This is a genomic window from Marinomonas sp. TW1, assembly GCF_001625355.1.
Classification (GTDB): domain Bacteria; phylum Pseudomonadota; class Gammaproteobacteria; order Pseudomonadales; family Marinomonadaceae; genus Marinomonas.
The window spans coordinates 1-11,895 of the sequence record NZ_JSEE01000028.1 but is presented as its reverse complement, the minus strand read 5'-3'; the positions used below and the strand labels follow the sequence as shown (position 1 = coordinate 11,895).

The window sequence follows — 11,895 nt, the reverse complement described above, 5'->3', positions numbered from 1 at the left end:
GCGAATCGCTTCCAACTTAAACTCTTTGGTATAGGTATTATAAGGTTTACGTTTTGTTGTCATAAGAACACTCCTAAAGGACTTATTGTCCCTGATTAAAAATGTCCGTTAAACTGTAGCAGGTTCAGTGTGTCCCAACGATATGAGCTCCAAAGTCCACCACACACAGCGAGACAACCAATAACACTGGCAATAAAGGCCATTTGCACTGGTGTTTTCGACAGTTTTCTTGCCGTCGCAGCGGGAATAATCATCAATGACGTAATCAAAAGAACACCAACGATTTTCATGGCGACCGCAATCACTAAGGCCACTAATAGCATTAATAGTAAACGGATGGATTCGACAGGATAACCTTCTACTTTCGCCAGCTCTTCGTTTACCGTCACCGCCAACAAAGGCTTCCAAAAGACCACCAACAAAGCAATCACTGCCAAACCACCAGCATAAATCCAATACACATCCAGCTGACTAATGGCCAGTAAATCACCAAATAAATACGCCATTAAATCAATGCGAACATCGTCTAAAAAGCTCACGGCAACTAAGCCAAGTGATAAAGAGGAGTGCGCCAAGATACCCAATAAGGTGTCCGTGGCAATAATGTGCTTTTTCTGCAAGGTCACCAAGACCGCGGCAAGCCCCACACACAACACAATAATGGCGAGATTAAGGTTGATCTCCAAAAGCAAACCAAGTGCCACGCCTAGCAAAGCAGAGTGCGCCAGAGTGTCGCCAAAGTAAGCCATGCGACGCCACACCACAAACGCCCCAAGAGGACCGGCGACCGAAGCCACACCTAAGCCTCCGATCAAGGCTCTAAATAAAAGATCTAGCATGTTTTTTTATCTCTCCAATCGACAGGAAGCACTGTTCGTTCAGTTATTAATGATGGCAATGTGTGTGCTCGTCTTGCGCAAGAATATCCCCATGCTCATCGTGTACGTGGTCATGCTGGTGAGAATAAATAGCAATGGACTCATCGGCACCAGGCACACCAAACAAAGCCTGATAAGCAGGATGTCCAGTCACATGCTGTGGCGAACCAGAACAACACACGTGCTGATTAATACAGACGACGGTATCGGTTTTCGCCATCACCAAATGAAGGTCATGAGACACCATCAACACACCACAGCCAAGCTCATCACGAATGCCTTCAATCAAGTTGTAAAGCTCGACCTGGCCATTCACATCGACGCCTTGCACAGGCTCATCCAACACCAATAAATTCGGTCGATTCAACAAAGCTCGCGCCAATAATACGCGTTGGGTCTCGCCACCAGACAACACATGAACCTGAGAATTCAGTAAATGAGCAATACCCAGTTTGTTCAACGTTGGCTCGATGGCTTTTTTATTTACCCCACGCACTAAGGCAAGAAAGTGCTTCACCGTGAGAGGCAAGGTCGGATCAACATGCAATTTCTGCGGCATATAGCCAATTCGTAAGCTTTCATGACGAATAACACGACCTGTTGTCGCCGTCTGTAACCCTAATAAAGTGCGGATCAGCGTACTTTTACCACTGCCATTGGGGCCAATCAAGGTCACGATTTCCCCTTCATGGATGGTCATATTGATGCTGTCTAAGAGCGCTCGTCCATCAAATGCGATGCCGATTTTATCAAACTCAACCAAACACTTACTCATGCTCGAACCTCTGCAGCCATACCACGACAATCAGCACATAAGCCTGTTAACTCAATGGTTTCCGATCTTAATTCAAAACCATGTTGAGCGGCTTTAGCAACCAAGGAAGCGTGTATGTCTTGGTAATCAAACTCCATCACGTTGTGACATTCATCGCATATCAAAAAATAGCCTTTGTGTTCTTTATCGGCATGCGCGCAACCCAAATACGCATTCATCGATTCCACTTTGTGAATCAGTCCAGCATTCAATAAAAAATCCAATGCTCGATAAACCGTTGGTGGCGCAGAGTTAAACCCTTCTTCCGCCAACTTCGCCAACAACTGATAAGCACCTAATGGACGATGACTTTCCCAAATCAGCTCTAAAGCACGACGACGAACTTTCGTGAGTCGTTGCCCTTGCGCCAAACATAAGGTCTCAGCCGTGGCCAAGGCCGTATCGATACAATCATTATGGTTATGTGCGTTTTCTTCGCTCATCAAAATGCCCTGCTCGCATTGCTCAAATAACTCCAAATCATTGAGCTACTAATGAGAATCAACGCCAAGGCAGCTGCAAAACCAAAGCCCCTTGACACTCGTTGCCGCCAAACACTTTGCCCACGGCTCAACATAAAACCGGTGTCTCGAACCAATACACTCACCGCAGCAAGTCCTGACACCGTGATCGCAGTCCCCAAAGACATCGCAAAGGTGGCCGCTAAGCCCCACTGAAAAATCCCAGCACTCATTGAGAAAAGCAGCACCAAAACAGCGCCGGTGCAAGGACGAATGCCAACCGCTAAAATCATCGCCCAGACTCCTCGCTTCGCCACTTTACTTTCCGTTTCATCATGCTGGTCACAGCACGCATGATGACCGTGGTCGTGGTCGTGGTCGTGGTCGTGGTCGTGGTGAAGATGGTCTTTTGAATGATCATGACCACAGCCAGATTTACCACGCAATAAGCGCGATAAAATCCACACACCAATTAAGCCAACCGCCGCAAAACTGGCGATCTCAAAAAAGCGAGAAATCTGCATAGCGCGTCCCGCTAAGGAAAAGATCTGCCCTAATACCAGAATCAAAGCAACTGCCATGAAGCCTTGTACGGCAGCACATAAAAAGGCAATAACAATGCCTTTTCGCATAGAAGCGCGACTGGCTAACATATAGGATGAAATGACCGCTTTGCCATGCCCTGGGCCCGCCGCATGAAACACACCGTATAAAAAGCTTACTGAGACCAAACTCCACAACAAAGCAAGGCTGCCACCTTTACTTATGGCGCGCACTAATGACACCAATTCACGGTGAAAATTCGCCTGTTGTGAAATAACCCACTGAATAAAATCCTGATACAGGGAGAAATCCGCTGCATACAAAGGTGAGATAAAACAGAAGAAAGATAAAAAGACGATGACCACATTCTTCGCCATACTGGCACTCACTAAAGGTTAGACTGATTTTGTTATGGTATAACAAGTCTAACCTCAGGAGAAGTCGTTGCGCAAAATCACCACATTATGTGACTTTATTGAGATAGCAGGGGCGTCAAAAAGCCCGTCACACCACTCATGAAAATCTGTGCAGCCATTGCCGCTAAGATCAGACCGGTGATTTTAGATAGGACATTTAAACCAGTACGGCCAAGCATTTTCTCGATCAAGGAACCGGAATACAAAATCACTGCCAACGAACCAAGCGCCAACAACAAGCCACAAATGCCGATCACCAAATCCCATCCTTGCAGCTCAGCACCATACACCAAGATGGTCCCTATGGTGGCCGGACCAATAATGGTCGGCACAGCAAGCGGCACAACAGAAACATCGTCACGCTCTTCGCTGGGCATGCCCACGGCATGATTTCGCGTACCGTCACGCACCAAACTCAACGCCGACATAAACAACAAAATGCCGGAACCAATTCGAAACGAATCCAAGGTTATGCCCAGCACGGCAAACAAGCTGCTACCAAAAAACAGTAACACCAAGGCAATGACAACCGCCGCAATAATCGCCTTGTTAGCAACTTGTTTGCGGGAGGCCGCCGTTTCGCCGCGTGTTAATGCAAGAAACATCGATAGCACAAAAAAAGGGGCAAACAGGAAAAAGAACTTAATCCAAGTAGAAATGAGTAGACTCATCGATCGCCTTACCAAAAAGCATTACACCACACGATTAGCGTTGGCTTAATGCGAGTTTTACACCAAAGCTCACCAGTAATACACCAGTTAAGCCATCCATAACTTGCGCCACTTTTGGTCGCGCCAGCCAAACTCGCGCTTTATGAATCATCAACGCAAGAAACATTTGCCACACCATCGCTATGATAAAGTGAAGGGAAGCCATAAACAGAGATTGAGCCAAGGCGGAATGGGTTGGATCAATAAACTGCGGTAAAAATGCCATGTAAAAAATAATGGGTTTCGGGTTCAACACATTGGATAAGATGCCTTGACGGAAACTTCCCCAAGCATTGACCGACTGGTTACCCTTGGTGCTAAAACTCAAGCCAACAGGATTCGCCGCACTACGGAGGGCCTGAACGCCGAGATAAACAAGATAGGCCGCACCCAGCAATTTAAACGCCGTGAACAAACCGGCTGAGCCAAGCAATATCACCGACAAACCTAGCGCAGACACAGTGGCATGGGCGAACAACCCCATGCAAATACCCAAGCTGGTAAGAAAGCCTAAACGCCAGCCACCCAACGCAGCATTACGCATCACTAGGATAGTATCGACACCAGGACTCATGGTTAATACGCTAATGGCCAATAAGAAAGGTAACCATTGAAAGTGCTCTAACATAGACGTTATTCCAAAGACATGATTAAGGTTTGCAGGTTAAATCAACCCAGAAGGCAACAGACGTTTCTTCGGCTTCGCGTTCCGCAGGCGTACAAATTTCGGCGTAACGCCCCGTCAAACGAACCAAACCTTCTTCCACAGGCTCCATAGCAAAATACAACTCATCATCGCCAAACGCTAAACTCAAAGTCGACGTTTCCAAGTTCACCGCTTCAGGCAAATGTATGGCCATGCGAATCCATAACATTTGATCACGTATACGCACATCCATGACCTGCACTTCATCAGGCACAAAGTCTGCACCATCACGCTTCATTTTGATGAAGTAACCATAAGTTTCAAAGCTCTTAAGCACTTCCAGCATATCGAGCTTCTCTTGCCCTTCTAGCTCACCATTGGCGTCAATATCATATTCAGCAATCAAGCTTGTAGAAGTAAATAAGTCCAAACTCCAAGTCGCTTCTAATTGATCAATACTGGTCGCGTCCACTTTGACACGATATTGAGAATCCACCCAAACATGCGGATGAGCCAAGGCTTGCAAGGTCGTCAAACCTAAAATGGCAGCAAGAATAAATCGAAACATCAGAACTCCATCAAGGCTGGTGTATAACGTAACCTAGCTTCTAAAATACGCTGTAACTCACGCGGGTCATGTTGTTGAGCAAGACGTTCAGGATCATCCTTCGCACCGTGCCACGCTTCTAAACGAGAAAGCCAAAACCGCACGGCCGCAATTCGCAACATATAGGGCCAAGCTTTGATCTCATCAGCACTTGGTTCTCTCTCGTAAAGATAGGCCTTTAACAATGCGCGATACTTAGCCATATCCAACTCACCGGTCTCAGTGTCTGAACACCAATCATTTACAACAATGGCTAAATCATACATAACCCATGAATAACACGCATTGTAAAAATCGATAATGGCTGATAATGCATCGCCGTCAAACAAAGTGTTGTTAAAAAACAAATCCCCATGAATGGTGGTTTTCGGTAAATCATCATGTTCGGCGATAAAGGCATCAAATTCAGCAATTTGTGAGGTCAGTAACGCCGCTTGTTGTGGCTCCAACTCAGGTAAAATCGCTTCGCTGGTGGCATGCCACCAAGCCATGCCTCGGTGACTTTCCCGATGATCTGAAAAATCCTCGCCAGCTAGGTGCAATTTGGCCAAGGCTGCGCCCATTTGACGACAACTCTCGACGGAGGTTTGTTCCAAACCCTCACCCGGAAAGCAATCCACAATAATCGCCGGACGCTCTTTAACCATTCTCAAGCGTTCACCGTGAATATCAATTAGTGCCGCAGGCACATTAAATCCTTTGTGTTTCAAATGCGCGACCACATCCAAAAAATACGGCACTTCATCGTACTCAAATTCCTCAAATAAGGTTAAAACATACTTCCCAGTGGTGGTGGTTAAAAAGTAATTTGTATTCTCAACGCCACCAGAAATGCCTTGGAATGAGACCAGCTCGCCTAAATAATAATCAGCCACTAAGGCCCGCATGTCAGATTCAGAAAGGGATGTGTAAACAGCCAAGTTGTACTACCTATTTATTATCAATACGATGACGCGAATAAGAAAACGCCTATGCTCCACAATAAGCAAGGAAAGGTCAATTCGTTCCGTGGAAATACGTCGTTTATTACACCTTTTTCCATTACGTAATACCAAAGAACAAGGACAATTTTTCACAAAGAGACAACGAAACCTGACCCCAGAATGTGTATACTTTGTGCATAACAAAGCAAGTAAGGCATCTGATTTTGATAAACGACAGAAATGACCAAGCAAAAATTTTGATTCCAGCCACCTATCGACTGCTGACTGTGACTATCTTGAGTGGCGTCATTTATACTGTTTTATTCAATATTTATTCGACACCATTTGTGCTTCATGCCTTTCAACCCGGTATTATCGCTCTACTTCACCTAATACTTTTTGCTTATTTGTATAAAAACCCCAGAAAAAGAATTAGCCAAGTGATTAATGCATATGGCGCCATTCTGCTGCTCACCTCCGTACCAAATACCTTATATTTCACGATCGGGGCTTGGCAAAGTGAGTGGCTGTTTATTGAAATGTTTCCACCTATTTCCGGCATGGTCATTTTAACCACGACACTGATTATGCTAATGCTACCCGAGAAGCTCAATAAGTTCGTCATTTTGACCTGGACTCTGAACGCGGTCCCAGTATTACTGCTTTTAGCAACACACCCAGAAGAATTGCAAACCCCCCGTGGCTATGATCTCTTGTTTCTATTCGGTCCAGCCAGCTTATTGATACTGCTTATTATCCCTTATCAACGTAGTGTCAGAAGCCATATGGATAAAATCAACGTGGATTTACAACATTCCAGACAAGAGGCTGACCGAGACTTTTTAACGGATGTTTATAATAGACGAGGCTTAAAGAGTTGGTTAAACGACCTAGCCCCTAATACTAATATAAGTGTACTGCTCATCGATATTGACCACTTTAAAAGTGTCAATGATAGGTTTGGCCATGCGACGGGCGATCATGTATTAGTCGAATTTGCTTCGCGTCTTCGTACCGCTTATTTCGACGATTGCAGCCTAGCCCGTTGGGGCGGCGAAGAATTTATTGTCGTCATCGTCAACCCCAGTACTGATAGCATGTCCTCAATTGGCGAAAAATTTAGAAGTACTATTAGCCAACAACCTTACAAAGACATAGGAAAAGTCACTGCCAGCATTGGCGTCTCTCAAGTCGACCAAGCTCAACACTTCATTGCCATGGTCGAAGAAGCAGACAAAGCCGTGTATTTTGCCAAAGCCAATGGCCGCGACCAAGTTGTCTTATACTCAGACGCCCTAGCCGAAGAACCTTCCCTTTCAGCAGAATAACAACGCACAGATTAATTCGCCTTTTGATGTAAAAACAATCGCAACCGCTTAGAATAGAGCCAACTTTGCCATTTCTTATAGAGGTTTCATTTTGGCTACGGATTCATTACAACAAACACCCCCAATGATTTTGGTAGACGGCTCGTCTTATCTTTACCGAGCTTTCCACGCGATTCCACCGATGCACACCAGCGACGGCCACCCGACCAACGCCACGCGCGGTGTGATCAGTATGATCCGCAGTCTCATCAAAACCTATCCTGATTCCCCCATGGTGATCATCTTCGACGCCAAGGGTAAAACCTTCCGCGATGAAATCTACAGTGAATACAAAGCACAGCGCCCCCCCATGCCGGACGATCTTCGCCCGCAAATCGAACCGATTCACCGCATGGTCGAAGCCATGGGCTTGCCACTCGTTATCATCGATGGCGTAGAAGCCGACGACGTGATCGGCACCATCGCCAAACAAGTGGGCGAGGCCGGACGCGACGTCATTGTCTCCACAGGCGATAAAGACATGGCACAACTGGTCACCGAGAGAGTCACGCTGGTAAACACCATGAACAACACCGTCATGGACATCCAAGGTGTCAAAGACAAATTCGGCATTCCACCCGAACTCATCATCGATTATCTCGCTCTCATGGGCGACAAAGTTGATAATATTCCGGGCGTACCAGGCGTTGGCGAAAAAACCGCCTTAGCCTTGCTACAAGGCTTAGGCAGCATCAAAGAGATTTACACACGTCTAGACGACATTGCCGCTTTGGGCTTCCGTGGTTCCAAAACCATGAAGCAAAAAATGGAAGACAACAAAGAGATGGCTGAGCTGTCTTACACCTTGGCGACCATCAAATGTGACGTGGAACTGCCCTTCAAACCACAAGAATTGAAAAATGGCGAAGCCGACAAAGCAACGCTACGTGAATGGTTCACTAAGCTGGAATTCAAAACCTGGATAAAAGATTTGGACAAAGCGCCAAGCGTGAACGGCCCAGATGACACCGTTGGTAACTTGGATGGACAAGCCACAGCCAGCAAATCTGATATTGAAGTGCAATACGGGACCATCTTGGATCAAGCGAGCTTCACGGCTTGGTTTGAACAAATCCAACAAGCTGACTTAGTGGCCTTTGATACGGAAACCACCAGCTTAAATTATATGGTGGCGGAACTGGTGGGTGTGTCTTTTTCTTTGGAAGCAGGCAAAGCCGCCTACATCCCACTGGCTCACGACTATGAAGGCGCGCCAGAGCAACTGGATCGCGATTGGGTATTAGCGCAGCTTAAACCTTGGCTAGAAGACGAAACAGCAGCGAAAGTAGGCCAGCATCTAAAATATGACGCCAATGTACTGAACAATTACGGCATAACCCTACGTGGTATTGTTTACGACACCATGTTGGAGTCTTACGTCTTTAACTCGGTCAGCTCTCGTCATGACATGGGCAGTTTAGCGGAGAAATTCCTCGACCATAAATGCGTCAGCTTCGAAGACATTGCCGGCAAAGGCGCGAAGCAAAAGACCTTCAATCAAATCGACTTAGAGCAAGCGGCTTTTTATGCCGCTGAAGACGCAGATATTACGCTACGTTTGCATCAAGCTATTTGGCCACAATTAGAAAAGACGCCTGAACTGATCAGCATTTTCAACGACATCGAATGCCCGCTGGTGCCAGTATTAGCAAAAATGGAGCAAACCGGCGCACTGATTGACCCAGAACTATTGCATGCGCAAAGCAGCGAAATCGCTGCCAAACTGCAGGAACTGGAAATCAAAGCCCATGAAGAAGCAGGGGAGAGCTTTAACTTAAGCTCACCGAAACAGTTACAAGTCATCTTGTTTGAAAAGCTGGAATTGCCCATCATCAAGAAGACACCAAAAGGGCAACCTTCCACCGCGGAACCGATTTTGCAAGAACTGGCCGAAAAATATGAGCTGCCTCGCATCATCATGGAACACCGTAGTTTGTCGAAACTGAAGTCGACTTACACAGACAAACTGCCAGAAATGATCCAAAAAACGGGTCGCATTCATACCTCCTATCATCAAGCGGTAACGGCTACAGGGCGTTTGTCCTCTTCCGATCCGAACTTACAGAACATTCCAATTCGTAGCGCCGAAGGCCGTCGTATTCGCCAAGCCTTTGTCGCACCACAAGGCTACAAACTGGTCGCGGCCGACTATTCGCAAATCGAACTGCGCATTATGGCTCACTTGTCACAGGACAAAGGCTTGCTGGACGCATTTGCGAACAATGCCGACGTGCACAGGGCCACCGCTGCAGAAGTATTTGAGACCACGCCTGAAGACGTCACCACAGAGCAACGCCGCCGTGCTAAAGCCATCAACTTTGGTTTGATTTACGGCATGTCCGCCTTCGGCTTAGCAAAACAACTTGGCATTGGCCGCCCAGAAGCGCAGAAATACGTACAGCGTTACTTTGAACGTTACCCTGGCGTGCGCACCTACATGGACAACACTCGTGAAAACGCCAAAGAAAAAGGCTTTGTGGAAACCATCTATGGCCGTCGTTTGTACTTGCCTGACCTCAAAGCGAAAAACGCCATGATGCGCCAAGCTGCCGAACGTACCGCCATCAACGCACCGATGCAAGGCTCCGCCGCCGACATCATCAAACGCGCCATGATCAAGATGCACGATTGGCTGGCTGACACCGACCTAGACGTGAAAATGATCATGCAAGTACACGATGAACTCATCTTCGAAGTCGCCGAAAAAGACCTAGACGCAGCACAAGAAAAAATCGTCGACATCATGCAGAATAGTAGCCAGATTGACGTGCCTTTATTGGTTGAAGCAGGCGTGGGGGATAACTGGGATGAGGCGCATTAATTAAAAAGAAAGAGGAAAGAGGAAAGAGGAAAGAGGAAAGAGGAAAGAGGAAAGTAAGCATTGACGTTGTGCTTGCTTTTGGTCAAATTTTTAACTAAGGAAAAAATTAATGAAATCAGATGGACACATAGTTATACCAGGCTATGTCACTGACAAAGATTTAGAGACGTTAGCAAATAAATTGCTTGAACAGCCAAAATGCAAATCAATTGCATTAGACCTGAATGAACTAACTTTTATTGAAATAGGTCCTCTAACCTTTTTAATTAGCCGAATTGTTCAATGGCAAGCTCAGGGAGTTGAAGTTTCTATTGATATTAATACTGCCCATTCTCAGTGTTGTGGATATTTGCAACGCATTGATTTCTTTAATTATCTTGGGATCAATATGTCTGAGGACTTCAATCGTCACAGCCCTAAAGGTCGATTTCATCCGGTAGCACGAATTGAAAACCAAGCGTCTGGTCTTGCTGACAATTTAAGTGAAGCGATTGCAGAAGCCGTTATCGGTGAGACAAGTACTCAAGACATTTTTTTTACTGATCAGCCTCCCGAAGAGGGAGCCTTTGAAGCAATTGCTTACTCAGTAAGTGAACTAATTAAAAATATTCAGCAACATTCTAAAGGTAAAGGGGCCGTTGTTTCTCAGTTCTATGAAAAGAAAGGAATGGCGAAATTAGCTATATTTGATGATGGAATTGGGATTAGAAATAGCTTCATTGAAAGTAAATCTGGGTACTCTTCCCAAATCAAGAATGATGTTGACGCCATAAGGCTAGCTTTAGAAGGTGAAGTATCGAGTAAACTATCATCTTCTAACAATAATGCATCGGCATATGGAGATTTGCCGGATAATGCTGGAGTTGGCCTCACCTTTCTCACAATGTTAGCTAAACGTGCAGGTGGAAACTACACAATTATTTCAGGAAATGGGTTAGTATCCTCTACAAAAGCGACTAAAATTAAACAAAAAACACTTGGAACTTTTGTTCATTTATCATTCAATAGAGACCAGCTAGAGTCTTTTGGAGAATTACTTGAAGAAATAAAAAGAGAAATATTACCTCTCAATGAAGAATTTCAACAAGAAGACTTAGATAGCTTATTTGAATAGTGGGGTGTCAAAATGAAAACTTATAAAATGCAGGAGATCTTTGGTATCGTCTGCGGGGACGGTACGAAAGCATTAACTTTCTTGAAAGATTGTGTTTTACCTTCACTACAGGAAAAAAATTCCACAGTATTTGATTTTGAGGGAGTGCGCGTACTTAGTAGCTCTTTTAGTAACGCACTCTTCGGAAACCTAATCATAAATGAAGGCAAATCGGCATTAACTCAGATTAGATTTGTTAATACATCATCTCTGGTACAGTCGGAAATTAAATCTGGGATAACTCTAGGCCTGAGCAAACATTCAATGAAGTGGCACTCTGAGGCGATAACTGCATAAACGAAAATGCTTAATTCTTCGAAGCCCTTGATTTCCTAAAGGGCTTTTTTATCAACTGTATATAAGAAGAATCTGCCCCTTCCATCATGCCCACTGATCCCATTATCCCTCATTAAACAATTGGGGTCAGAGTGAACCTGCTACAGTTTAACGGACATTTTTAATCAGGGACAATAAGTCCTTTAGGAGTGTTCTTATGACAACAAAACGTAAACCTTATAATACCTATACCAAAGAGTTTAAGTTGGAAGCGATTCGC

The 11,895-nt window shown here is 45.4% G+C and carries 12 protein-coding genes; 4 read left to right on the top strand and 8 right to left on the bottom strand.

The window, feature by feature from the left end; genetic code table 11:
• Nucleotides 1–95: 95 nt before the first annotated feature.
• The 8 genes from znuB to OA79_RS17645 all read right to left on the bottom strand — a co-directional run bounded on the left by znuB (nucleotide 96) and on the right by OA79_RS17645 (nucleotide 5,995).
• Nucleotides 96–839 (bottom strand): zinc ABC transporter permease subunit ZnuB, encoded by a 744-nt coding sequence (gene znuB, locus OA79_RS17680; protein WP_063334540.1) that lies wholly within the window; start codon nucleotides 837–839, stop codon nucleotides 96–98.
• Nucleotides 840–885: 46 nt separating this feature from the next.
• Nucleotides 886–1,653 (bottom strand): zinc ABC transporter ATP-binding protein ZnuC, encoded by a 768-nt coding sequence (znuC, locus tag OA79_RS17675; RefSeq protein WP_063334539.1) that lies wholly within the window; start codon nucleotides 1,651–1,653, stop codon nucleotides 886–888.
• Nucleotides 1,650–2,135 carry a Fur family transcriptional regulator gene (locus OA79_RS17670; RefSeq protein ID WP_063334538.1) on the bottom strand — a complete coding sequence of 162 codons (486 nt, stop codon included), beginning with the start codon at nucleotides 2,133–2,135 and terminating at the stop codon, nucleotides 1,650–1,652. Before OA79_RS17670 ends, znuC begins: the two co-directional genes overlap by 4 nt.
• Nucleotides 2,135–3,073, bottom strand: coding sequence for a nickel/cobalt transporter (locus OA79_RS17665; RefSeq protein ID WP_063334537.1), 939 nt, complete (start codon nucleotides 3,071–3,073; stop codon nucleotides 2,135–2,137). The genes OA79_RS17670 and OA79_RS17665 overlap by 1 nt, the downstream gene beginning before the upstream one ends.
• Before the next feature lie 95 nt (nucleotides 3,074–3,168).
• Complete coding sequence (locus OA79_RS17660) at nucleotides 3,169–3,783, bottom strand: MarC family protein (protein ID WP_063334536.1); 615 nt, start codon at nucleotides 3,781–3,783, stop codon at nucleotides 3,169–3,171.
• A gap of 34 nt (nucleotides 3,784–3,817) precedes the next feature.
• Complete coding sequence (locus tag OA79_RS17655) at nucleotides 3,818–4,450, bottom strand: LysE family translocator (RefSeq protein ID WP_063334535.1); 633 nt, start codon at nucleotides 4,448–4,450, stop codon at nucleotides 3,818–3,820.
• A 22-nt stretch (nucleotides 4,451–4,472) separates the two neighbouring features.
• Nucleotides 4,473–5,036, bottom strand: coding sequence for a DUF1007 family protein (locus OA79_RS17650; protein WP_063334534.1), 564 nt, complete (start codon nucleotides 5,034–5,036; stop codon nucleotides 4,473–4,475).
• Nucleotides 5,036–5,995, bottom strand: coding sequence for a homoserine kinase (locus tag OA79_RS17645; protein ID WP_063334533.1), 960 nt, complete (start codon nucleotides 5,993–5,995; stop codon nucleotides 5,036–5,038). The genes OA79_RS17650 and OA79_RS17645 overlap by 1 nt, the downstream gene beginning before the upstream one ends.
• Before the next feature lie 227 nt (nucleotides 5,996–6,222).
• Here OA79_RS17645 and OA79_RS17640 point away from each other — a divergent pair, with 227 nt between their 5' ends.
• The 4 genes from OA79_RS17640 (at nucleotide 6,223) to OA79_RS17625 (ending at nucleotide 11,636) form a co-directional block, all read left to right on the top strand.
• Nucleotides 6,223–7,326, top strand: coding sequence for a GGDEF domain-containing protein (locus tag OA79_RS17640; RefSeq protein ID WP_082825525.1), 1,104 nt, complete (start codon nucleotides 6,223–6,225; stop codon nucleotides 7,324–7,326).
• 124 nt (nucleotides 7,327–7,450) lie between these two features.
• The gene (polA, locus tag OA79_RS17635) at nucleotides 7,451–10,186 is read left to right on the top strand and encodes a DNA polymerase I (protein WP_063334541.1); all 2,736 of its coding nucleotides are present in this window, start codon (nucleotides 7,451–7,453) and stop codon (nucleotides 10,184–10,186) included.
• A gap of 109 nt (nucleotides 10,187–10,295) precedes the next feature.
• A complete protein-coding gene (locus OA79_RS17630) occupies nucleotides 10,296–11,300 on the top strand; it encodes a hypothetical protein (protein ID WP_063334532.1) in 1,005 nt (334 codons plus the stop codon).
• A gap of 12 nt (nucleotides 11,301–11,312) precedes the next feature.
• Nucleotides 11,313–11,636, top strand: a complete 324-nt coding sequence (locus tag OA79_RS17625) for an STAS-like domain-containing protein (RefSeq protein ID WP_063334531.1) — start codon at nucleotides 11,313–11,315, stop codon at nucleotides 11,634–11,636.
• Nucleotides 11,637–11,895 lie beyond the last annotated feature (259 nt).